We start from the raw sequence: 23,171 nt of genomic DNA, 5'->3' as shown, positions 1-23,171 counted from the left end.
GTTGTTGTGGGGGGTGGGGGCCGCGGGGGCGGGGGGGGGGGGGGTCTGGGTTCCTCCCTCCGCCGGGCACGGTCGGCCCCATCCCCGCGTCGGCAAGGCCGTGCGTCGGTTCCACCAAAGGACTAGGAAGATCTTCTGATGAGTAATGGGTTTGCTGCTGTTGACGTTATTCGGGTCAAGCGGGATGGCGGGGTGCTGTCGGACGCGCAGATCGACTGGGTGGTCGACGCGTACACCCGGGGGGTTGTCGCCGACGAGCAGATGTCGGCCCTGGCGATGGCGATCCTGCTCAACGGCATGACCGGCCCGGAGATCGCCAGGTGGACCGCCGCGATGATCGCCAGTGGCGAGCGGCTGGACCTCTCGGCGGTACGCCGGCCGACCGTCGACAAGCACTCCACCGGTGGCGTCGGCGACAAGATCACGCTGCCGCTCACCCCGCTCGTGGCGGCGTGCGGCGCGGCCGTGCCGCAGCTGAGCGGCCGTGGTCTCGGGCACACCGGCGGCACGCTCGACAAGTTGGAGTCCATCCCGGGCTGGCGGGCCACGGTGAGCAACGACGAGTTCATCGCCCAACTGGACGAGGTCGGCGCGGTGATCTGCGCGGCGGGTGCCGGGCTCGCCCCCGCCGACCGCAAGCTGTACGCGCTGCGCGACGTCACCGGCACCGTGGAGGCGATCCCGCTGATCGCCAGCTCGATCATGAGCAAGAAGATCGCCGAGGGCACCGGCGCGTTGGTCCTCGACGTCAAGGTCGGCTCGGGCGCCTTCATGAAGTCCGTCGACCAGGCCCGCGAGCTGGCCCGCACGATGGTCGAGTTGGGCGGGGCGCACGGCGTTCGGACGGTCGCCCTGCTCACCGACATGTCCACCCCGCTCGGCCTGGCCATCGGCAACGCGGTGGAGGTGACCGAGTCGGTCGAGGTGCTGGCCGGTGGTGGCCCCGCCGACGTGGTGGAGCTGACGCTGGCCCTGGCCCGGGAGATGCTCGACGCGGCCGGCCTGCCGGACGCCGACCCGGCGGCGGCGTTGCGGGAGGGCCGGGCGATGGACTCCTGGCGGGCGATGATCCGCGCGCAGGGCGGCGACCCGGACGCGCCGATGCCGACCGCCAACGAGGTCGAGGTGGTCCGCGCCGAGCGGGACGGGCACGTCGCCGCCGTCGACGCGTACGCCATGGGGGTTGCGGCGTGGCGGCTCGGCGCGGGTCGGGCCCGCAAGGAGGACCCGGTGAGCGTGCCGGCCGGTGTGGTGTTGCACAAGCGGCCGGGTGACCCGGTGCGGGCCGGTGACGCCCTCTACGAGCTGCGCGCCGAGGACCCGGCGCGGATTCCGGCGGCGCTTGCCGAGGCCGCCGACGCGGTGCGGATCGCGTCGACCGCCGCGGCGGCGACGCCGCTGCTCATCGAGCGCATCGGCTGAGGCGAACCGGGGGTCGGGGTGCCATGGTGCCGGCCACCTGGGAGCGCTATTGTCGCAGGCCAAGGGGGGACAACCGGCCTTGAGCCGGCGCGAGCAGACAGGAAGACCCGCCGTGACAGTTGCTGCTCCCGACCCACGCGAGGTGCGCGAGGCGAGCCTGGACGAGCTGTCCCGGCTCGGCCTGCCGCTGCCGCCGGCCCAGTTCCCGCTGGTCTGGGAGCCGGGTGACGCGATCGATCTTCGTCCCACTGTGGAGATCGAGGCGCGGATCGCCGTGCTGCACCTGATCCTGGCGCGCTGCTTCGGGATGCCACCGGAGGCGGCGATGAGCTGGCTGCTCGGCTCGCACCTGGTCGAGATGGTCACGCCCCCGGAGTGGCAGTTCGTGATGGGCGGCAAGGGTGACCACCGCTCGTTCGTGCTGCACCACGACGCGCTCTTCGCGCTGGCCTGGGTGCTCGGGTTGAGCAAGCAGCTCGACCCGACGCTGGCCGTCGACGAGCGGCTGGTCGAGCAGTTGCCGCACATCGCCGAGGGCGAGACGTTCCCGCACTGGCGGACCCGGATCCTCACCGCGCCGCAGCACCCGGCCGACGCGGCCGCCCTGCTCGACCTGCACTACTGCCTGGACTGGGCGTACCTGGAGACCGAGCGCGGTGGTCGGCGGGCCCCGGGCATGATCGACGCGAACGCGATCGGGCAGCGCCGTTGGGCGCTGGAGTGGGCGGTGATCCTGCGCGGGCCGTACCACGACGAGCCGCCGGGCTGGGAAGAGGTAGACCTCTCCACCTGAGTTCAGCGAGGTCGGTACGCGTCCACCCGGACGGCCACGGTCACCCGGACCGGCTCGGGCAGCGCGGCCAACCGGGCGGTGAGCGCTTCGGGGTCGGTGTGCCACGCGTTCGGGCCCATCCCCACCAGGGTGGCGACCTCCGGCCGGGTCAGGGCCAGCTCCGCCCGGTGCGCCGCCGAGCTGACCGCGGTGAAGTGCCCGCCCAGGCTGCCGGTCACCCGGTCGGCCTTGTCCGGGTCCACCCGCAGCAGGCCCAGGGCGTCCACCAGCTCGCCGAGGTGGTCGGTGTCGGGTGTGACGACCAGCAGGGTGCCGGCCGGGTCGAGCACCCGGTGGAACTCCGGGCCGTTTCGCGGGGCGAAGACGTTCAGCAGCACGGCGGTCGAGGCGTCCGCGAGCGGCAGCCGCTGCCAGGTGTCGGCGAGCGCCGCGGCGGCCCGGGGGTGCGCGCGGGCCGCGCGGCGCAGCGCCGGCTTGGACACGTCCAGGGCCAGACCCACGGCGTCCGGCACCGCCGCCAGCACCGCGCCGAGGTAGCGGCCCGTGCCGGCGCCGGCATCCACCACCAGGGGGTACGCCCCGACGTCGGGCTCCGGCGGTTCGAGCGTGGACGTCGCGGCCGAGGCGCGGAGCCGTGCGACCGCTTCCGTCGCGGCGGTGGCGAGGGCGGCCGAGATGACGTCGTAGTGCCCGGCAGTCTGGAAATCCGCACGGGCCGCGACCATCTCGGCGGTGTCACCGACGTGCGGGGCCCGACCGGTGAGCAGGTTGACGTAGCCCTGGCGGGCGATGTCGAAGCTGTGCCGGCGCGGGCAGCGCAGCGCCCCCGTGTCGGTGGCCTGCGCCAGTGGGTCGCCGCAGACCGGGCAGCGCAGCCGGTCCAGGATGCGGGGGTCCACGTCAGGCCGCCGGGCCGCGTCGCCCGCGGACCCTCACCGTGGTGCTCCCATGCCGCTCAGCCTAAGGCCTGTCTCAGAAGGGCGGCCGGCCAGTTCTTCTGAGACAGGCCTTGGTTCGGGCCGGTCCGGGCAGGCCTTGCGGACCTCAAGCGACCTCCTACACCCGGTCACGCCCGTCGCTGACTAGGGTCTGAGCATGGTCGCAACTATCCGGTACGAGGACATTGTCAAGGTTCCGAAGGCGCTGCTGCACGACCACCTGGACGGCGGGCTGCGGCCGGGGACGATCGTCGACCTGGCCGCGGAGGTGAGCCACGAGCTGCCCACCACCGATCCCGAGGCGCTCGGACGCTGGTTCGTGGACGCCGCCGACTCCGGCTCCCTGGAGCGCTACCTCGAGACGTTCGCGCACACGGTGGCGGTCATGCAGACCCCGTCGGCGCTGCGTCGGGTGGCCCGCGAGTGCGCACTGGACCTGGCCGCCGACGGGGTGGTCTACGCCGAGGTGCGCTTCGCCCCGGAGCAGCACCTGGAGCAGGACCTGACACTGGACGAGGTCGTCGAGGCGGTGCTCGCCGGGTTCGCCGAGGGCACCGCCCAGGCCGTCGAGGCGGGCCTGACCATCCGGGTGGGCACACTGCTCACCGCGATGCGCCACGCGGCCCGTTCGCAGGAGATCGCGGAGTTGGCCGTGCGGCACCGCGACGCCGGGGTGGTCGGCTTCGACATCGCCGGCGCCGAGGCCGGCTTCCCGCCCACCCGGCACCTGGACGCCTTCGAATACCTGCAACGGGAGAACTTCCACTTCACCATCCACGCCGGCGAGGCGTTCGGTCTGCCGTCGATCTGGCAGGCGATCCAGTGGTGCGGGGCGGACCGGCTCGGTCACGGGGTCCGGATCGTCGACGACATCGCCTCCGACGGCTCGCTCGGCCGGCTGGCCGCGTACGTGCGGGACAAGCGGATCCCGTTGGAGCTGTGCCCCTCGTCGAACGTGCAGACCGGCGCGGTGGCCTCGATCGCCGACCACCCGATCGGCCTGCTGCGGGACCTGCGGTTCCGGGCCACCGTCAACACCGACAACCGGTTGATGAGCGGCACCTCGATGTCGCGGGAGATGTCGCTGCTGGTGGAGACGTTCGGCTACGGCTGGAAGGAGTTGCAGTGGTTCACCATCAACGCGATGAAGAGTGCCTTCATCCCGTTCGACGAGCGGCTGCGGATCATCGATGAGGTGATCAAGCCGGCGTACGCCGAACTGCTGGCCTGACTCCCGCTCAGCCGTGCGGGTGGCCAGCGAGCAGGCCGGCCACCCGACGCAGCACCTCCCGGGCACGGGCCGACTCCGCCCCCAACCCGGTCTGCCGACGCAGCACCGCGGGCTCGGCCCGCAGCAGCGCCACTCCGCGCCGGACCAGCACCCGGGGTGCCTTGCGCTGCTCGGACAGGTCGCGGACCAGCCGGCGCAGGAAGGTCGCACCGCGCGGCCGGCGCAGCGCGTACGCTCCGGCGAGCAGCCCGAGGCGACGGCACTCCTCGACGATCTCGGCCGCGAAAATCCCTTCGGCCACGAAAAGTGGCGATCCGGCGAGATCAAATGACCGGGTGGCCACCCGTCGATCTGCGCCGATCGCATAAACCGGCACATCGGCTCGACCCTCGCGAGCTAGTCGGGCAATGATTTCCACCGCACTCGGAGCGTCCCAGGACTGCGGTGATTCCCAATCCACCTGGTCGTTTCGTCGCGGCAACGTAGGGTCATCGCCGTCTTTGTAGAAGTCGTCCAAGCAGAGCACCGGCAGGCCGGTTTGCTGCGCTATGTACGACTTTCCGGACCCTGAAGGGCCGGCGAGCAGGACAACACGGTGCGGATGTTCCATTACCTTCAGTTACTCCGGCCAGACGGACTGCTATCAAATCGCATCAACATCTCATCACACCTTCGGTAGGTGACAACCTGGGCTTTCTTCTTGTCGACGGGCGTGATGGAATCTCGGGGGTCCGACCCGCCGGGTCGGTCGCTGGGCGTTGCCCGGAGGCAACGCGTTCAAGCTGTAAATCGCGAGGGCGGTGACGTGAGCAAACGGCCAAAGACGGCGGGCTCCTTCCTGTCGCGGCTGCGCCGGCCGGCCAGCCGGCTCCGGGACATGCCGATCTGGTCCAAGCTCGGTCTCATCATGATCGTGCCGACCATCGCCACGGTCGTAGTGGGCACCAGTGGTCTTGTCGACCACGTGGAGACGCTCAACAATGCCAATCGAGCCGGCGACCTGGCCAACCTGTCGAGCTATTCCGGTGACCTGGTCGACGCTTTGCAGGACGAGCGGACCGCCGCCGTGCTGCTGCTCGGCGCGGACGGAACGCAGCCGACAGCGCAGTACCAGGAGGCATACAACCGGGTGAACTCCCGGGTGGATCAAGAGGCGGGTCCCTACCGGCAGCAGCGCACCGAGGTCGAGGACCTGCCGGGCAGCCTCGAGACACTGCTCGACGGCATCGACCAGAACCTGCAGGACCTGTCCGGCATCCGCAGCCAGGTGTTCAACGGCAAGCTCGCGCTCACCGAGACCGTCCAGGCGTACGAGGGTCTGATCAGCGACCTGCTCGCCATCCGCGACTCGGCCACGCAGCTCGCCGGCGACAACGACCTGAGCGACCGGATGCGCGCCGCCGCGGCGGTCGCCCGGGAGAAGGAGTTCCTCGCCGCACGCCGGGTCGTGGTGCACCGCGCGCTGGGCGTGAAGGGCGGTCAGCGCCTGACCCCCGCGCTGCGCACCGACTACATCGCCAGCGGCACCGGCCAGCAGCAGGCGCTGCAGAGCTTCAAGGCCGTCGCCACCCCGGACGACGCGAAGTTCCACGACCAGACGGTCGCGGGCGGCGACCGCCGGGAGGCGCAGAACTACACCGGCTGGATCGACGGCAACACCACTGGCGACATGCGCGGCGCGCCGTTCAAACCGGACCAGTGGGAGGCCGCCATGACGGCCAACGCCCGGTTGATCCGCACCGTCGAGCGGAAGCTCGACGGTGAGGTGGTCGCCGAGGCCGACACCCTCCGCGCGGACGTCCAGCGCCAGGTCTTCCTGGAAACCGGCCTGCTGCTCAGCATGCTGCTCCTGGCCATCCTCTTCGCGTACCTGGTCGCCCGCTCGATGGCCCGCTCGCTGCGTGAGCTGCGCCAGGGCGCGCTGTCCGTCGCCCAGTACGGCCTGCCACAGGCGGTGGCTCGACTGCGCGACCCGCAGGTCATCGGGCAACTCTCCCCGGTGCAGCTGGCCAACCAGATCGCCGAGCCGCTGCCGGTGCGCAGCAGGGACGAATTCGGTCAGGTGACCGAGGCGTTCAACGCCGTCCACCTGGAAGCCGTCCGGACGGCCGCCGAGCAGGCCGCACTGCGTGCCTCCGTCGCGACCATGTTCGTCAACCTGGCCCGCCGTTCGCAGATCCTGGTCGACCGCCTCATCGGGCACCTCGACCGGCTGGAGCGCGGCGAAGAGGACCCGGACCGGCTGGCCGAGCTGTTCCAGCTCGACCACCTGGCCACCCGGATGCGCCGCAACGACGAGAACCTGCTGGTGCTCGCCGGTGCCGACTCCACCCGCGTCCAGCGGGAGCCGGCCGCGCTCATCGACGTGCTGCGTGCCGCGCAGTCCGAGGTCGAGCACTACACCCGCATCGAGTTCGGTGTCATCGACCGCGACATCGAGGTCGCCGCACACGCGGTGAACGACCTGGTGCACCTCGTGGCGGAGCTGTTCGACAACGCCACCGCGTTCTCGCCGCCCGACTCGCAGGTCATGGTCGAGGCCCGCCGGGTCGGCGACCGCTCCTCGCTCTACGTCGAGGACCGCGGCATCGGCATCAGCGCCGAGCAGTTGCAGGACCTCAACGAGCGGCTCGCGACGCCGCCGCAGGTGGACGTGGCGGTGTCCCGGATGATGGGCCTCGTCGTGGTCGCCCGGCTGGCGTCCCGGCACGGTGTCCGGGTCGAACTGCGCCCCGGCTCCGACCGCGGCACGGTCGCCGAAGTGACCCTGCCCACCTCGGTGCTGGTGCCCCGTGCGCTCTCCGGGCGGGTGCAGCAGCCGCCGGCACTTCCCGCGGCCGGCGGTCCTCAGCACGGTGCGCCCGCGCCGGTCTTCGGCGCGCTGCCCGCGCTGGGCAACCACCCGCGCTCCAGCGAATCCGGCAACCAGGTCACCCTCGGCGGTCGTCCGTTCGAGCCCGCGACGCGCAACGGTGCCGGCACCCCCGCCAACACCGGTGCGTACGGTTCGATGCCGGCCTGGTCGGATCTGACCGGTGCGGCCGGGACGAACGGCGTCATCGGCGGCGACGGGTTCACCCCGCGACCGGCCAACGGCCAGCCGATCGATCCGCTGCCGCAGCGCCGCTCCGGGGACGACACCCCGAGCACCGGCCAGCAGCCGTCCATCCCCCGGCAGTTGCCGAGCAGCCCCGAGACGTACCCGTACTCGGCGCCGCCGGTCTCCGCGCAGCCCTACTCCGGCGCGCCGGTCTCCGCCTCGCCGGCCTCGGGTCAGCCGTACTCCGGGCAGCCCTACTCGGGTGCGCCGTACGCCGGTCCGCCGGTGTCCGCGGCCCCGGCCTCCGGTCAGCCGTACGCCGGTCCGCCGGTGTCCGCGTCGCCGGCCTCCGGTCAGCCGTACTCGGGTCAGCCGTTCTCGGTGCCACCCGCCTCCAGCCAGTCGTTCAGCGGGTTCGCACCCCGATCCGCGCCACCCGTGCAGGCGCCAAGCGTCCCCGCGCCGCCGGCCTGGCCGCCGGTGCCGGGCGGCGACCGGGACGCGGTGACCCCGCCGGTGCCGGAGCGGCTCGCCGCCGCCCTGGACATGACGACGGAGCTGCCGCGGGTGCCGCGACCCGGCGAGCAGCCGGCCGTCGCGGCCCAGCCTCCGGTTCCCGCGCCAGCTCCGACGCCGGCGCCAGCGCCGCAGACCCGGCCGACGCCGCAGCAATCCCAGGCGCAGAACCGGCAGCGGTACGCGGACGAGACGATGGAGCTGCCGATCTTCCGGGAGCTGGAGTCGGCCTGGTTCCGTACCCGCCGTCCGGGCTCGGAGGAGTCCGCGGCTGAAGCCCAGCCGAGCACGAACGGCGACACCGCGACCCAGCAGTTCGCCACGGTCGAGGCCACCGGTCGGACAGTCCACAAGACACCACCCGGGACGACAGGTAACACGCCGATGGCAGACACTCCGATGGCCGGAGGAGCGCCGCGGGACAACGGCTCCACAGCGAGCGAGGGCACCCGCCCCGGTCTCGCCGAGAGCCTGCCGAACCGCCGGTCCCAGCCGCAGCAGAGCAACGGCTGGCAGACCGCAGCCGACGATGGTTGGCGTGCCGCCTCGGCCGCGGCCGGCGCGGTGCCGGTGAGTGAGACCACCACTACCGGCCTGCCGAAGCGCAAGCCGATGGCGCAGCTCGTGCCGGGTGCGGTGGAGAAGCCCGCCACCTCGGTCCAGCGCCGTTCTCCGGAGGCGGTCCGTGGACTGCTCTCCGCCTACCACCGGGGCGTGCAGCGAGGGCGTAGCACCTCGGACAACCCGACCAGCCCGGAGGCAACTCCGGGAGGGCAATCCTCGCAGTCTGGCTCAGGCCCGGTGGCCGGGAGCGGGCAGAAGGAGCAAGAAGGATGACAACTACGCAGGATCTTGGTTGGCTGCTGGCCAACTTCGCCGACCGGGTGCCCGGCGTCGCGCATGCGGTCGCCGTCTCGGCGGACGGCCTACTCCTCGCGTCGTCACGGGATCTGCCGCGCGACCGGGCGGATCAGCTTGCCGCGATCTCATCGGGTCTGGTCAGCCTGACCCAGGGTGCAGCCCGCTGCTTCGAGGGAGGGGCGGTGTTGCAGACCGTGGTGGAGATGGACAATGGCTTCCTGTTCCTGATGTCCATCTCGGACGGTTCGTCCTTCGCCGTGCTGGCCGCCCGCAGCTCCGACGTGGGCCAGGTTGGCTACGAGATGGCGCTGCTTGTCGACCGGGTGGGCGACGCCCTGACCCCGCAGCCGCGTGCGGCCGCGGGCATGCTTGGCTGACGTCTCGCCGATCGTGAGGTCGGCACGACTGCAACGACGACAACGACGGGTTTCACCGGTGGGAGCCGGTAGCGGGTACGAAGGAGGTGAGCGGCGAGATGGCCGATCGTGACGAACCAACCGGAGCGCTGGTCCGTCCATACGCCGTGACCCGCGGTCGTACCCGTCCTCGGCTCGACATCGCGCTGGAGGCGCTCGTCGAGACGACGGTGCGTGGCCGGACCACTGCCAATGGCAACGGTGGCGGCCGCGAACACCAGTACATCGCCGCGCTGTGTGACGGACGCGTGCAATCGCTCGCGGAGATCGCGGCGCGGATGCAGCTCCCGCTCGGTGTGGCCCGGGTGCTCATCGCCGACATGGCGACGGACGGCCTGGTCGCGGTCCACGAGCCGACCATTTTGGACGACTCCGACGACGCGGTGGGCACTGAACTGCTGGAGAGGGTGCTGAGTGGACTTCGCAGGCTCTGACATGTCGCACCGCCCACCGAACCCGAGTGGGCGCGTGACGTCGGCGAAGATCGTTATCGCCGGTGGATTCGGCGTCGGCAAGACGACGCTGGTCGGCTCGGTCTCGGAGATCACGCCGCTGACCACCGAGGCCATCATGACCTCCGCCGGCGTGGGCGTCGACGACAACCGGCAGGTGCCGGGGAAGACGACGACCACGGTGGCTATGGACTTCGGCCGGATCTCGATCGACCGTGACCTGATTTTGTACCTGTTCGGTACGCCGGGTCAGACCCGGTTCTGGTTCATGTGGGACGAACTGGTCCGGGGCGCCATCGGTGCGGTCGTGCTGGTGGACACCCGCCGGCTGGCCGACTGCTTCGCGGCGATCGACTTCTTCGAGCACCGACGCCTCCCGTACCTGGTGGCGATCAACTGCTTCGACGGGATGCAGTACCACGACCCGCAGGACGTTCGGGACGCCTTGGCGATCTCGAGCGACGTGCCGGTGGTGGCGTGCGACGCCCGTAACCGGGAGTCGACGAAGCACGTGCTGATCTCGCTTGTCGAGTACGTGCTCACCATGCGCCGTACGCGCGCGGTGGCCCCGGCCTGATCGGGCACCGCTAGCCCGGTGGTGGCTCCGGCCGCCACCGGGCGTTTCGCCCTGCCCGTCGTGCTGCTCGTGCCGGCGGGCACCCGACGCCGCCTTCTTGAGCTCTGGCGGATGTCTGCCCCGCTCGGGGACACGGACGTCCGGCCTGGGTCTTCGAGGGGCGGCGTTTTCGCGTCGACGTTCCGTCCCGCCGACACGATCGCGCCCCCAGTCAGCCGACTGGGGGCGCGATTCGCGTGTGGTGGGGGAGCTGCCGAGGGTCAGGACTGGTAGCCGGCGGAGCGGTACTCGTACTCCCGGTCGTCGTCGCGGTCGCCGTGGTCGCGGCTGAAGTCCCAGCCACCGGCCGCCTCGCGGCCTGGTCGTCCGCCTACCGCGAAACCGCCGATCTCCTGCCCGCGACGCCAACCGCGGAAGTAACCCGTGGTGTTCTCCGCGAGGCTCGCCGCATCACGCACTATGCGCAATGGGCGCTCCTCGCGTAGCGGGGAGCCGGGGACCAGATTGGCCTGTGGCACGCGCTTGGGCAGCCCGGCGTTTGTCGCGGCACCCACCGCGGGGCGGGCGGCCTGCTCGGCGGCCTGCCAGCCGGTGTCGGCGGTGGTCGACCAGTCCAGGTCGGTCTCCTCGGCCTGCCCCACGAACCAGGCCGACTTGGCCTGCGCGAAGATCAGCAGGTCGCCGTCGCCCTCGTCGGCGACCGGCGGTGGCCGGTGCTCGACCGGAGGCGTTCGGCGCTCCAGCGGAGGCGGCCGGTGCTCCACCGGGGGTGGCGGCCGGTGCTCGGCGGCGCGTGCGGCCGCTCGGCCGTTCCGCGCGGCCTGCTCCCGGTCGACCAACCGCAGTGGGGGCGTCTCCAGGTGCGGGTCCGCCTGAGGGTTGAGCCCCTCACGCAGCGCCCGATCAGCGAGTGGCGGTGGCTCCACCAGGCGCAGCATCGGGGGCTCCTGCGGCAGGTCGTCCGCCAACCAGGGTGGGGTGACCCGACCGTCGGCGCGACCCGGGTCGGTCGGGGGGTCGATGCCGCGGTTGCCGCCGTAGGGATAGGCCGCCGGGTTGTTCGGTGGGCCGTCGGCCGGGTCCTCCGGGTTGTTGACAAGCGGCCAGTTGGCGCGGGAGCCGGGCGGTGCCGACTCCTGACCAGGTCGGGGGGTCGGCACCGGAATGCTGAGATCGGTGACGCTGAACCCGCCCGTCGGTGGCTCCTCGACCGGGCGTTGCAGGTGACTCGGCCGGGGCTCGCCGTTGGTCTTGGGGCGGGGCGGGATGACCGTACGCTGCCGTTCGGCCCGCGCGTTGTTGATCGCGGCGGTGGTCAGCGTCGGCCGGAACGGCTCACCGGCCTCGGCCGGAGGCACCATGCCGCGCTGCGCCGGCGCGATCGGGGTGATCCCGGGCGGCGGAGGCGGCGGCGAGGAGACCGGCCGGTTGGTCGGGCCGTCGATCCGGCTGGGGAGCGGCTCGCTGCGACTGGGCAGCGTGGACGCCGGCGGCCCAGCCATCGCCGCGGGGGTCATCGGCGCGGGTGCGACAGGCGGCGGCGTGACCGGGGCGGGTGCGACAGGCGGCGGCCCGAGTGGACGGGGTGACGCCAACGGCGCGTTACCGGGGACCGGCTCGGGTCGGCTGCGTCGCCCGACGGCGGGTGCCGGGTCGGCGGCTGGTGGGGTGGGTCGGACCGACCGCAACCCGGCGTTGGTGCCGGCGAGACCGGTCAACCCCGCGTTGGTGCCGGCCAACCCGGCGTTGGTGCCGGCCAGGCCGGTCAGCTCACCGACCGACTCACCACGGCGGGCAGCGGCCCGGCGACCAGGCGCCTGGGCGGGCGTGCTGACCCGAGAGCTGAGGGCGCTGACCAGCGCCTCACAGCCCGCGTCGCAGGCTCGTACGGAAGCGACGGCCTGGCGGACCGTCTCGGCCACCGCGGACGTGAGAGCCCGGTTGACCGCCGCGCGGCGCGGCGTCTCGGAGATGGCGACCCGCAGTGCGGTGACCGCCTCGTTGATTTCCTCGGCGTCGGCGACCCCGTCGGCGGCGAGATGTGCGGCGATCGCATCCGCCGCGACCGACACCTCACGGCCCCGGGCGACGGTGCCGCCGAGCATGCCCGGCTCGGGCAGCGCGTCCAGCACCGCAAGCGAGACCGGCTCGGCCGGGTCCGGATACGCCCGCAGGGCCGCCGGGTAGAGCTCACGCAGCACCTCACGCAGCGCCACGGCGGCGGAGTGTCGACCGCTGGCCAGGGCGGCGTGCGCGGCGAGCACCTGCTTGTAGCCGGCGAGGTCCCGGGGCGCCGGCAGGGTGACCGCGGAGAGCGCGCCCGCCTGCAACGCGCGGGCCAGGCCGACGGCCCGTCGTTCGGCCGGAGGGGACTGCATCTCCTCCAGCGAGTCGTCGTCGGCGAACCGCTCGGCGAAGTCGTCCACCGAGTCGTCGTCGGCAATGGCCAACGGTCGCCCCGCCGCGCTCAGCAGCGAGGTGACCGTGTGGTCGTCACTGTCGGCGGCGATGGCCGCTCCGCTCGGCCCGCCCGACCGCTCCACGAGCAGCGCGACGAGCTGGGCGTAGCCAGCGGCGTCGTCGCTGATCTCGCAGACATGCAGCAGACGGCCTGCGTCGTCGACCACAGCGGACGTCAGCGTCGAACCGGCGGAGGCCGGTCGGTCAGCCGGATCCGCCGAGGCCAGACCGCAGTAAACGCGCACGAGCGCCACGGCGTCGTCCTCCTCCCGGGACAGGTCTTTCCTCTGCCAGCAACTGATGCTCCCCGGTACGGGTCAGTCGCGCCAGTCCACCACCGCAGAGATCTTGCCGACAATGGTGCGCCAACCCAAACTCGCGGTCTGTGCTCCGATCTTCTTCAGCCGTCGTCGACCCATGAAAGCACCGATCCCACCGTTGGCGGTGGCCCGCAGCGCCTCGTCCAGGTCGTCGAGGCTGGAGCCGGCGGAGAGCATGTCCAGGACCGCAGGCAGCCGCAATGCGTACGAGATGTCGCGGGCGATCTCGCCGGCCTCGATCAGCAGGGTCGAATCCCAGGTGTCGTGGCCGCCGCGCAGGTTCTCCACGACCAGGTCGAGTTCGTAGTTGTCCTCGTCGAGCGGAGCGATATCGGCCGGCTCCACCCGTTCGGCCAATTCATTCCAGCTGTCCAGTTGAGACAGATCGTTTGGCGCACCGGACCGGATGAAACTGACCAACGACTCGGGGGTCTTGAACAGCAGCAGCTTGCCCCGGTGGCTGAGGAAGACCGGCACCTCCTCGTCGTCCGCCTCGTCCGGGACGTCCTCGTCCGCCTCGTCGCCCTCGGCCTCGTCCTCGGCCTTGCTGTCGGCGCGGCGGCGCGTCGACTCGTCCTCGTCGCTGTCGGCGAACTCCTCGGCCAGGTCCTCGTCGAGGATGACGACTGTCTCGTCGTCCTCCTCCTCCTCGACGACCTGGCGGCGGGCGAGGAACGGGTCGTCCTGGTCGCGTTCGGTCACATCGGTCGGGGTCAGTGCGCTGGCCGGCCGGTACGCCCGCAGCGTGAAACCGGTGCCGGCGGGCAGGGAGATCTCCACCGGATCGATGCGCAGCTCGTCCCAGAGCGACCTGTCGATCGAAGCCGACGGGCCGTCGGTCTCCGCGGCCTCCTCTGGCTCGGCCGCGTTCGTGGTGTCGTCGAGCTCGGGCTCGTCGGCGTCGGGCCGTTGGGGCGACTGGCGGGCCACGCTGACCTCCGTGTGCTTCGGGTTGCCCACCCGCCGGGGTCTCTGTCCGACGAGTGACTCTGGGCACATACCCTAGTCGGCGGCGCTGGGTGACCGATGCCCGCACCCCGGTGGCCGGTTGGCGCACGGGTTCGACCTGCTGGTGGCCGGCGCTGGCGAACGGGCCGCTCGACAAGTAGCGTAGCTACGTATGAAGGCCCAGTCGCTGCACGGCCATCTCGACGCTCTGCTGCTCGCCGTGCTGGAGCAGGGCGAGCAGCACGGCTACGCCATCATCGAGGCGCTGCGGGAGCGCAGTGATGGCAGCCTGGATCTGCCCACCGGCACCATCTATCCCGCGCTCCGTCGCCTGGAACGCGCGGGGCACGTGGCGAGCACCTGGAGCACCGTCAACGGTCGGGAGCGGCGGACGTACCAGCTCACCGACTCCGGCCGCCGCGCGCTGGCCGGAGAGCGCGCCGGTTGGCACGAGTTCCAACTGACGGTCGGCCGGTTCCTCGACCCCGGCAGCCCGCCCACCCCGGCCTGACCCGGCCGGACCGTGCCCGCCCGCGCCCGACCGCGAGCGGGCGTGAAGGACGTGGGTCAGCGCCGGAGCGGGTCAGAGCGGGCGGGCACGCCGCGGCGCAGAGCAGGCGGCGCGGGTCAGCGGGCGATGGCCAGCAGCCAGCCGCGCGTCGCGCGGGTCAGCGAGAAGTACGCGCCGCCCACCAACACCCCGCCGATGATCATCGGCGGCCAGCTCAGCGCCGCGTCCCAGAGGTTGAGGGACCAGGTGAAGAGGGCGCATCCGGTCACCATGGCGAGGGCCAGCAGGCCGGTCAGGCCGGCGCCCACCGCGCGTTGCGCCATGACCAGGCCCCGTCGTGTCGAACGGGCGCTCGCCGCCACCACAAGCAGACCGGCCACCGCGAGCAGCAGCGTGCTCATCCAGATCAGGTCGACCGAGTTGGAGAGCAGCAGGTAGCCGGCCGGCGGGCGAGGGCCGTCACTCCAGCTCGCCCCACGCCAGGTCAGGTCGCCGGCGGCCATCCCCACCCCGGCGACGGCCAGCATCCGCAGGGACAGGCCCCGCAGCGCGCCCACCGCCAGCTCGGCCTGCCAGGAGGGAAGCAACTGCGCCGGTGAGCCGAACTCGACCACCGCGCGGCGCTGCGCCTCCGTGGGCGGCACACCGCTCTCCTGGTACGCCTCGACGGCGTCCAGCAGCCCGTGCCGGGCCTCGATCAGCAGGTCGGACTTGAGTCGCGCCGGCCCCTGCAACCGGGCGGCCAGGTCCCGCAGGTGCTCGTCGACCAACACATCCTCACAGCGCGGCATGCCACCACCCTGCCACGGACTCCGGAGCCCCGACGTCGGGGAGAACCCTGGTCCGTCCCCGAGCCAGGTCAGGGCGCGAGCGCCAGGTAACCCCGTTCGGCAGCCGCCTGGAGCAGCCACTGGTCGCGGTACCAGCCGTCGGTGGCGACAAGCTCGGCGTGCCGACCGCGCTGGATCACCCGACCGCCGTCGAGGACGATGATCTCGTCCAGCTCGGCGAGCCCGCTGAGCCGGTGGGTGATCAGCAGCACCGAGTGCCCGGTAGGGGTGGCGGCGAGGGCGGACGCGAGCACCGCGTCCGCGGCGGCCGGGTCCAGCCCCTCGGTGGGTTCGTCGAGCACCAGCACCGCCGGCGCGGCGAGCAGGGCCCGAGCGAGCGCCAGCCGTTGCCGCTGGCCGCCGGAGAGCTGTCCGCCCTCCTCGCCGACGAGCGTGTCCCAGCCTGCCGGCTGGGCGTGTACCCACTCCAACAGGCCGGCCGCCGCGGTGGCCGCGGTCAGCTCGTCCTCGCCGGCACCGGCCCGCCCGAGCAGCAGGTTCTCCCGCACCGTGGCATGGAAGACGTACGCCTCGGCGAGCAGCCCGCCGACCGTGCGGGGCAGGGCCTCCTCGGCGTACGCCGACAGGTCTCGACCGTTGAGGGTGACCCGGCCGGACACCGGCCGGACGGTGCCGGTCAGCACAGCGGCCAGGGTGCTCTTGCCGGCGCCGCTCGGGCCGACCACCGCGATCCTCCGCCCGGCCGGCAGGTCCAGGCTGATGCCGTCCAGGGCGGGGGCCGCGCCGGCCCGGTACCGCACGGTCACGTCGTCGAAGCGCAGCGCGGACGGGCCGGTCAGGTCGGTGCTGCCGTCCGTGGCCGGGCGGACCGGCGGGCCGGCGTCGAGCAGGGTGGCCACCCGGGCCAGACCGGGCCGCAGTTGTGTCCACTGTCGGGCCGCCGCGACAAGCGCCAGGGTCACCTCGACGGCGGCCAGCGCGCCGACGGCCAGGACGCCCACCAGCACGCCGGGGACGTCGGCGGACAGCGCGGCCAGCACCACCGCCGCGGCGGTCAACCCGGCGGTCAGCACCCCGGCCGCGTCCACGGCGAACCCGGTGGCGGCCAGCCGGCGTTCGAGTCGGGCCAGCCGTCGGGCACGCTCCTCGGCGGCGTGCAGCGCACCGGCGGTCGCGCCGAACGCGGCCAGGTCGGCGGCGCCGTGGGTGAGGTCGATCGCGTCGGTGGCCAGCGCGCCGCGCAGCGGGGCCACCTCGGCCGCGCTGCGGCGGGTGACCGCTGTCGCCAGCCCGGGCAGCGCCACGCCGGCGACCAGCAGCCCGACGGCGAGCGCTCCGGCGGCCGGCGGCGAGATCAGCGCGGCCCCGGCGACCGCCAGGACACCGACCAGGCCCGCCGCCGAGCCCGGGACCAGCACCCGCAGCAGCAGGTCCTGGACCGCCTCGACGTCGGAGACCAGCCGACTCAGCACGTCTCCCGAGCGGTGTACGGCGTCGCGACGGGCCGCGAGGGTGGCGAAGACCTGGGCCCGGACGTCGGTGATCATGCGGAGCACCGCGTCGTGCCCGGCGAGCCGTTCGGTGTAGCGCAACACGCCCCGACTGATCGCCAGCGCCCGGACCGCGACGATCGCCACGGTGAGCCGGTCCAGTGGGGGTTGACCGGCGGCGCTCATCAACAGCCAGGTGGCCGTGGCCATCAGGGCCAGCCCGGCGAACTCGGTGGCGGCCGCGAGCAGCCCGGCACCGACCAGGCGGCCCAGGTAGGGCCGGGCCAGTCGCAGCACGGCCCGTTCGGCGGTGACCCGCCCATGCGGTGCCGCGTCGACCGGCCCCGCGTCGACCGGCCCCGCGCCTGCCAGGCCCGCTTCGACCGGCCGCGGGTCGACCGGGCCCGACCCGTTTGCCGCGCTCATCGGGGTGCCTTTCCGGTCGGCTCGGGTGTCAGCTCGGTGACGCGACCGTCCTCGACGCGCAGGATCCGGTCGGCGTCGGCGAGCAGCGCCGGCCGGTGTGCGACAAGCACCGCGGTCCGGCCGGCGACAAGCCGGCGGGTGGCGTCGAGCACCACCGCCTCGGCCGCGGTGTCCAGTCGGGCGGTGGGTTCGTCGAGCAGCACCACAGGTGCGGCGCGCAGGAAGGCTCGGGCCAGGGCGACCCGCTGCCGCTGCCCGCTGGACAGTCCGTGGCCGCGTTCGCCGAGCAGGGTGTCCAGGCCGTCCGGCAGACCGGCCACCACGTCGTCCAGGGCGGCGTCGCGCACCGCCGCGGCCAGTACGTCGCGCGGGGTGTCCGGAGCGCCCAGCCGGATGTTGTCGGCGAGCGAGGCGGCGAAGAGGTGGGCCCGCTGCGGCACCCAGGCGAGTTGCCGGCGCCAGGCGTCCGGGTCGGCGGTGGCGAGGTCGACCCCGTCCACGGTGACCCGGCCACTTGTCGGGGTCACGAAGCCGAGCAGCAGGCCGAGCAGTGTGCTCTTCCCGGCGCCGCTGGGCCCGATGACGGCGATCCGTTCGCCGGGCCGGATGGTCAGGGTCACGTCCCGCAGCGCGGTGGTCCGCTCGTACGCCACGGTCACCCCCTCGAACCGGATCTCGCGCCGAGCGTCCGGGGTGGTGGCGCCCTCGGCGGCGCGGGGTGCGACGGGCGCGGCCGAGATGGTCAGCGCCTCGTCCAGCGCGGCGAGCCCCTCCATGCTGGCGTGGAAGCGGCTGCCGGCGGACCGCAGCGGCAGGTACGCCTCCGGGGTGAGCAGCAGCACCAGCAGCGCGGTCTGCAGGGCCAGCCCGCCGCCGAGCAGCCGGATGCCGACCGGCACCGCGACCAGGGCCACCGAGAGGGTGGCGACAAGTTCCAGCACCAGCGCGGAGAGGAACGCGATGCGCAGCGTCTTCATGGTGGCGACGCGGTGTCCGTCGGCCATCCGGCGTACCACGTCGGTCTGTGCTCGGGCTCGTCCGAACGCGCGCAGCGTGGGCAGCCCGGCGACCATGTCCAGGAAGTGACCGCCGAGCAGCGACAGCCGCCGCCACTGTCGTTCGGTGGCGGCCTGCGCCTGCCAGCCCAGCAGCGCGCCGAAGACCGGGATCAGCGGCAGGGTCAGCGCGATGATCACCGCCGAGCTCCAGTCGGCGAAGACGACCCGGGCCAGCACCGCCAGCGGCACCGTCACGCTCAGCACCAACTGCGGCAGGTACCCGGTGAAGTAGGCGTCCAGCGCGTCCAACCCGCGCCCGGCCAGGGTGGCGAGCTGACCGGCGCGCTGCCCGGCCACCCAGCCAGGGCCGTGCCGGCCCACCGCGCCGAGCAGGTCGGCCCGCAGCGTGGCCTTGACCGTGGCGGCCACCCGCGCGGAGACCGTGCCCTGCGCCCAGACCAACGCCGAGCGGGCGGCGACAGCGAGCACGAAGCCGGCCAGCGCCTGTCGATCGAGTCGTCCGTCGACGGCGGTGGCCAGCACGGCCGCGAGCGCCGTGGCCTGCGCCACGATCAATCCGGCGGCGAGCACACCCAGCAGCGCGAGCACGGCAAGATCGCGCCGGGCCGCAGGGACCCGGCGCGGCAGACGCCTGTCGAACGGACGGCGGCTCACCAGTACACCGGTGCCCTACCGTCGGTTCGTCCTCGGAAAACCCACCAGCACATCGCCTGGAAGCCTAGTAGGGCCGGAAGCAGCGGCATCGCCACCCAGCCGAGCAGCCGCAGGGTCGGTGCGCTTGCGGCGGCGTCCGCCACCGCGAGCGAGGCGCCCGGGTCGGTCGTGGACACCAGCACATAGGGCCAGAGGGCGGCGCCGACAAGCACCACCGGCAGCGCCAGGGCCGCGCCGGTGGCGACCAGAGCCCACCCCGGCCGCCGCCGCCTCAGCGCCGCGCGGGCCACCAGCAACGCCGCCACCAGGAGCACCGGCAGGAGTACGGCCACCGCCGGCCGCTGGACCGCGTCGCGTACCCGGGCGGAGAGCAGGCCCACGACGGTGGCCAGCGCGACCGCGGTGAGCGCTACCGGCACCAGCCGGCGGGCCGTGCGGCCGACCACGGCGGCCTCGGCGCTCGGCAGTCGCAGGGTGAGGAAGGTCGCACCGTGCACCGCGACCAGGGCGACCATGGCCAGCCCGGCGGCGGCAGCGAACGGGGTGGCGAGGTGCGACAACCCGGCGACGTGCCCGTCGGCCTGACGGGGTACGCCCTGGAGCAGCGCGGCGAGCACCACACCCCAGCCCAGTGCGGCGAGCGCGCTGCCGATCGTCACGATGCGGTCCCAGCGGGCGCGGATCCGCTCGTCGGCGTGCCGGCTGCGCAGTTGCACGCCCGCGGTGACCAGGATGACGCCGACCAGGGCGCCGGCGACGGCCGGATAGCAGCCGGACAGCAGCTCACCCTCCAGCACCGGAAACGCGCCGAACAGGATGCCCACGGCGGCCACCAGCCACACCTCGTTGCCGAGGAAGAACGGGCCGAGCGCGGTGAGCGAGGCCCGCCGCCCGGCGGGACTTCCGCCGCGCGCGAGCAGCAGGCCGACGCCGTAGTCGTAGCCGGCGAGCACCAGGTAGCTGGCGAAGAAGAGGCCGAGCAGGGCGTACCAGGCGAGGTCCACGGTCTTCTCCTCAGATCCTCAGACGAGTGCGGGTTCGGGACGGGCCGGCTCGCCGGGCGGCGTCGGCGGGCGGCCGAGCGCCGGGTCGAGCGCGCCGCGTTTCGCGTACCGGGCGAGCAGCACCCAGTTGGTGCCGGCGAGGGCGCCCAGCAGCAGGCTGAAGCCGACGAGCGAGGCCAGCATCACCGGGGCGCCGACCGGGGAGACCGCCTGCTCGGTGGGGAGCAGCCCGTACGCCACCCAGGGTTGCCGGCCGACCTCCCGGGAGATCCAGCCGAGGATCACCGCGACGAACGGCAGCGGCAGGGCCAGCAGAATCAGCCAGAGCGGGAAGCGCAGTCGGACGATCCAGTCGCGAAAGAGCAGGGGCAGCAGCAACCAGAGGCAGCCGAGTGTGAGTCCGGTCAGGATCATGAAGCCGAGCCCGACGCTGGCCAGCACCGGTGGGGTGTAGTCGCCGGGGCCGAAGCGCGCGGTCCACTCCGCGATCAGCGCCTGAGCCTCCGGCCCGTTGCCGCCGAACTTGGTCGGCTGCACGCTGCCCACCGGGCCGAACTGGGCGAAACCGAAGCCCTGCACCATGCTGATCGCCAACGCCGAGGTGACCAGACCGACCCGCAACGACGTGCGGAAGAACGCGAAGTCAGGGGTACGCCGGATCAGGTGCCACGCGCTGACCGCCGCCATCAGCATCCCGCCGATCAGCAGCGCCGCCGACACCACGTGCCCGAACGCCATCCCGAAGGTGGGGTTGGTGAGCAGCGCGCCGAAGTCGGTGAGGTGGGCGATCCCGTCGCGGACCTCGTATCCGACCGGGTTCTGCAACCAGGAGTTGGCCACCATGATCCAGAAAGCCGACGCGTACGCGGTGATCGCCACGCCCCACAGAAGGGCGAGGTGGACGCCCTTGCGGAGTCGGTGCCAGCCGAAGATCCACATCCCGAGGAACGTGGACTCCAGGAAGAACGCCACAAGCGTCTCCAGGGCCAGTGGCGCGCCGAAGACGTTGCCGACGTAGCGCGACAGGCCACTCCAGTTCAGCCCGAACTGGAACTCCATCACGATGCCGGTGGCGATGCCGAGCACGTAATTGATCACGTAGAGCTGGCCCCAGTAACGGGTCAGCCGCTCCCACTTCGGGTTGCCGGTGAGGACCCAGGCGGTCTGCATCCCGACCAGCAGGGTGACCAGCCCGAGCGTGACGACCACGAACAGGAAGTGGATCGAGGTGGTGGTGGCGAACTGCAGGCGGGCGAGGAGCAGGGTGTCCATGGCCGGCTCTCCGTAGTGTTGGCTCCCTTGTCGTAGCCACCCTACACGTAGTTTATCTACACGTCTGTCTACTACGCGACGTCGTAAGCAAGTCTACGACATCGCGTAGTAGTTGAGGGTGTCGGCGTAATCGCGCTGCCGGACAGGGTTGCGGGCGCGGCGGCCGGATGGGGTGGCGGGAGGCGCGCGGGTGGGTGCGCGGTGCAGGCGGGGGCGCGCGTGCGTGGGGTGCTGGGGGTTAGCTCAGGAAGAGGGTGACCGGAAGGGCGACAAGCGTGGTGGCGACCGCGAGGGCGGTGGCACCGAGCACCCGGGGCGGCCGGTCGCTGACCAGGAGGCGCTGGACCCGTACATCAAGATCACGGTCGCCCATGCCCAGCGCACCCGCTGGGGTGATGCGGTGGCCAGCGGCGGCGAACCGGCGCAGCGCTCCCGCCAACGGCGCCTCGGCGTGCAGCTCGCGGGCCTTGTCGTCGGCCCGCATCTCGACCAGCAGGGCGACCCGCTCGTGCGCGTCGCGGACCCAGGCGAACCACGGCAACGCGCGGCACAGCGCGGTGAACGGCAGCAGCACCAGGTCGTGCCGCTCGTGGGCGTGCGCGCGCTCGTGACTGAGCACGGCGGCCAGCTCGGCCCGATCCAGCAGGCTCAGCGTGCCGGCGCTGACCACCACCTGCGGTTTCACCCCCGGCAGGCAGTACGCGGCGGCACTCGGATGGTCGAGCACCAGCGCGCCGGGGGCGGCCGGATCGTCCCGGGCGACAAGGGAGAGCAGGTCCCGGTGCCGACGCTGGGCGCGTACGGTGCCGTGGATGCTGCGCACGGTCGTGGTGACCAACACCGCGCCGATGCCGAAGCCCACCCCGACACCGGCCAGGTGGAAGGTGCTCATCCCGGCCGGCAGGGTGCCGTGGCCGAGGTCGTTGGCGAGGGCGAGCAGTGCGCTTCCGGTCGGCAGGTCGTACGTGCTCAGGCCGAGCGCCATCGGCAGGCCCATCGCGGAGAGGCCCAGCGCCAACCCGACGGCCTGCCAGCAGATGATCGCCACTCGGGGGCTGCGCCACGTCCAGGTGGAGCGGGCCAGCACCTGAGCCGTCAGATAGCAGGCCAGCATGGTGGCGGCGAAGTGCACGGCGTAGGCCATGGCGCGCGCCCTACCGCTCCGCTGTCTCGCCGGCAGGTCGCCGGCCCGCCGGCCCGTCCACCCGATCGGTCAGTTCGGCGCCCGACCCGGCCAGGCTCGGCCCGTCTGGTCCGGCGACACCCGTGCCGCCGCCTGTGGTGTCCGGCCCGGTCAGGCTGGCCTCGCTGCCCAGCGCCGCGCGCAGCACCTCGGCCTCGGTGCCGGTGACCGAGCGGGCGAAGCGCACCAGCGCGGCGTCCCGGCTGCCGCCCAGGTCGAGGGCGTCGAGCATGAGTTGGGCGATGTGCGCCTCGCGGCTGGCCGTTGGCCGGTATCGCCAGGCCCGACCTTCCCGCTCGCGCTGCACCATGCCCTTGCCGGCGAGCCGGTCCAGCACGGTCATCACCGTCGTGTACGCCAGCTCACGGCCGTCGAGCGCGTCGGCCACCTCGCGCACGGTCACACCGTCCGACGTGCCGGGGACCACGTCCCACAACACGTCCATCACCGCACGCTCAAGATCGCCCAACCGAGTCACAGCCCAATCCTACCCCCGGTAGTAGACCCCCCACCCACCGCGCCAGTCCACCCACCCCGAACCCCACCCACCCCGAACCCCACCCACCCCGAACCCCACCCACCCCGGATCCCGCTCACCCCGAGTTGATCATGAGGTTGGCCGGCCCCAACGAGGCCAGCTGTCCGGCTAACCCCATGATCACCGGCCGAGGTCGGCGAGAGGTGCAAGATCCGCACAAGAGCAGGGATGTTGCTGCCTCCAGCGCCCCGGAGGCGGCAACATCCCTGAAGTTGCGCAGATCTTGGCCACAACGGCCACAACGGCGGCGCGGCGGCGCGGCGGCACGGCGACACGGTGGGTAGGTGGATCTTGGGTGGTCGGAGGCAT

Annotated in this window: 19 protein-coding genes; 8 read left to right on the top strand and 11 right to left on the bottom strand. The window is 72.7% G+C overall.

Annotated features, from left to right (window positions below):
* The first annotated feature begins 138 nt into the window (after positions 1-138).
* Positions 139-1,422: a thymidine phosphorylase gene (locus ACLQ29_RS02565; protein WP_425770040.1), complete on the top strand. Its 1,284-nt coding sequence runs from the start codon at positions 139-141 to the stop codon at positions 1,420-1,422.
* A gap of 112 nt (positions 1,423-1,534) precedes the next feature.
* Positions 1,535-2,215 carry a DUF4272 domain-containing protein gene (locus ACLQ29_RS02560; protein WP_425770039.1) on the top strand — a complete coding sequence of 227 codons (681 nt, stop codon included), beginning with the start codon at positions 1,535-1,537 and terminating at the stop codon, positions 2,213-2,215.
* Positions 2,216-2,217: 2 nt separating this feature from the next.
* Here the strand turns inward: ACLQ29_RS02560 and ACLQ29_RS02555 are convergent, their stop codons facing one another.
* The gene (locus ACLQ29_RS02555) at positions 2,218-3,114 is read right to left on the bottom strand and encodes a putative RNA methyltransferase (protein WP_425770038.1); all 897 of its coding nucleotides are present in this window, start codon (positions 3,112-3,114) and stop codon (positions 2,218-2,220) included.
* Positions 3,115-3,310: 196 nt separating this feature from the next.
* Between ACLQ29_RS02555 and ACLQ29_RS02550 the strand changes: the two genes are divergently transcribed.
* Positions 3,311-4,384 (top strand): adenosine deaminase, encoded by a 1,074-nt coding sequence (locus ACLQ29_RS02550; RefSeq protein WP_425770037.1) that lies wholly within the window; start codon positions 3,311-3,313, stop codon positions 4,382-4,384.
* A 7-nt stretch (positions 4,385-4,391) separates the two neighbouring features.
* Here ACLQ29_RS02550 and ACLQ29_RS02545 read toward each other — a convergent pair whose 3' ends face one another.
* Positions 4,392-4,685 carry a hypothetical protein gene (locus ACLQ29_RS02545; protein ID WP_393366248.1) on the bottom strand — a complete coding sequence of 98 codons (294 nt, stop codon included), beginning with the start codon at positions 4,683-4,685 and terminating at the stop codon, positions 4,392-4,394.
* Between the two features lie 504 nt (positions 4,686-5,189).
* On the opposite strand from ACLQ29_RS02545, the gene ACLQ29_RS02540 reads away from it, so the two are divergent.
* The 4 genes from ACLQ29_RS02540 (at position 5,190) to ACLQ29_RS02525 (ending at position 10,246) form a co-directional block, all read left to right on the top strand.
* Positions 5,190-8,777, top strand: a complete 3,588-nt coding sequence (locus ACLQ29_RS02540) for a nitrate- and nitrite sensing domain-containing protein (protein ID WP_425770036.1) — start codon at positions 5,190-5,192, stop codon at positions 8,775-8,777.
* Positions 8,774-9,178, top strand: a complete 405-nt coding sequence (locus tag ACLQ29_RS02535) for a roadblock/LC7 domain-containing protein (protein ID WP_030329023.1) — start codon at positions 8,774-8,776, stop codon at positions 9,176-9,178. Before ACLQ29_RS02540 ends, ACLQ29_RS02535 begins: the two co-directional genes overlap by 4 nt.
* Positions 9,179-9,276: 98 nt before the next feature.
* Positions 9,277-9,651: a DUF742 domain-containing protein gene (locus tag ACLQ29_RS02530; RefSeq protein ID WP_234591600.1), complete on the top strand. Its 375-nt coding sequence runs from the start codon at positions 9,277-9,279 to the stop codon at positions 9,649-9,651.
* Position 9,652: 1 nt separating this feature from the next.
* Positions 9,653-10,246 carry a GTP-binding protein gene (locus ACLQ29_RS02525; RefSeq protein ID WP_357814297.1) on the top strand — a complete coding sequence of 198 codons (594 nt, stop codon included), beginning with the start codon at positions 9,653-9,655 and terminating at the stop codon, positions 10,244-10,246.
* A gap of 260 nt (positions 10,247-10,506) precedes the next feature.
* Here the strand turns inward: ACLQ29_RS02525 and ACLQ29_RS02520 are convergent, their stop codons facing one another.
* Together ACLQ29_RS02520 and ACLQ29_RS02515 are read right to left on the bottom strand one after the other, a co-directional pair.
* Positions 10,507-12,984: a transposase gene (locus ACLQ29_RS02520; RefSeq protein ID WP_425770159.1), complete on the bottom strand. Its 2,478-nt coding sequence runs from the start codon at positions 12,982-12,984 to the stop codon at positions 10,507-10,509.
* Positions 12,985-13,023: 39 nt separating this feature from the next.
* Complete coding sequence (locus ACLQ29_RS02515) at positions 13,024-13,986, bottom strand: DNA primase (RefSeq protein WP_425770035.1); 963 nt, start codon at positions 13,984-13,986, stop codon at positions 13,024-13,026.
* Between the two features lie 160 nt (positions 13,987-14,146).
* On the opposite strand from ACLQ29_RS02515, the gene ACLQ29_RS02510 reads away from it, so the two are divergent.
* The gene (locus tag ACLQ29_RS02510) at positions 14,147-14,485 is read left to right on the top strand and encodes a PadR family transcriptional regulator (protein ID WP_393366254.1); all 339 of its coding nucleotides are present in this window, start codon (positions 14,147-14,149) and stop codon (positions 14,483-14,485) included.
* Positions 14,486-14,601: 116 nt separating this feature from the next.
* Here the strand turns inward: ACLQ29_RS02510 and ACLQ29_RS02505 are convergent, their stop codons facing one another.
* The 7 genes from ACLQ29_RS02505 to ACLQ29_RS02475 all read right to left on the bottom strand — a co-directional run bounded on the left by ACLQ29_RS02505 (position 14,602) and on the right by ACLQ29_RS02475 (position 22,802).
* Positions 14,602-15,276 (bottom strand): permease prefix domain 1-containing protein, encoded by a 675-nt coding sequence (locus ACLQ29_RS02505; RefSeq protein ID WP_425770034.1) that lies wholly within the window; start codon positions 15,274-15,276, stop codon positions 14,602-14,604.
* 68 nt (positions 15,277-15,344) lie between these two features.
* Positions 15,345-17,192, bottom strand: a complete 1,848-nt coding sequence (cydC, locus tag ACLQ29_RS02500) for a thiol reductant ABC exporter subunit CydC (RefSeq protein WP_425770033.1) — start codon at positions 17,190-17,192, stop codon at positions 15,345-15,347.
* Entirely contained in the window at positions 17,189-18,865 is a 1,677-nt protein-coding gene (cydD, locus tag ACLQ29_RS02495) for a thiol reductant ABC exporter subunit CydD (RefSeq protein WP_425770032.1), read from the bottom strand. The genes cydC and cydD overlap by 4 nt, the downstream gene beginning before the upstream one ends.
* Positions 18,862-19,869 carry a cytochrome d ubiquinol oxidase subunit II gene (locus ACLQ29_RS02490; protein WP_425770031.1) on the bottom strand — a complete coding sequence of 336 codons (1,008 nt, stop codon included), beginning with the start codon at positions 19,867-19,869 and terminating at the stop codon, positions 18,862-18,864. The genes cydD and ACLQ29_RS02490 overlap by 4 nt, the downstream gene beginning before the upstream one ends.
* Positions 19,870-19,887: 18 nt before the next feature.
* On the bottom strand, positions 19,888-21,141 hold the full coding sequence (locus tag ACLQ29_RS02485; RefSeq protein WP_425770030.1) for a cytochrome ubiquinol oxidase subunit I: 1,254 nt from the start codon (positions 21,139-21,141) through the stop codon (positions 19,888-19,890).
* Between the two features lie 238 nt (positions 21,142-21,379).
* A complete protein-coding gene (locus ACLQ29_RS02480; RefSeq protein WP_355031910.1) occupies positions 21,380-22,285 on the bottom strand; it encodes a M56 family metallopeptidase in 906 nt (301 codons plus the stop codon).
* Positions 22,286-22,295: 10 nt separating this feature from the next.
* Positions 22,296-22,802, bottom strand: a complete 507-nt coding sequence (locus ACLQ29_RS02475) for a BlaI/MecI/CopY family transcriptional regulator (RefSeq protein ID WP_425770029.1) — start codon at positions 22,800-22,802, stop codon at positions 22,296-22,298.
* Positions 22,803-23,171: the final 369 nt, after the last annotated feature.

Source organism: Micromonospora sp. DT228 (genome assembly GCF_049841595.1).
GTDB lineage: Bacteria > Actinomycetota > Actinomycetes > Mycobacteriales > Micromonosporaceae > Micromonospora.
The sequence above is the reverse complement of the archived record's forward strand: the minus strand, read 5'-3'. Positions and strand labels throughout refer to the sequence as shown.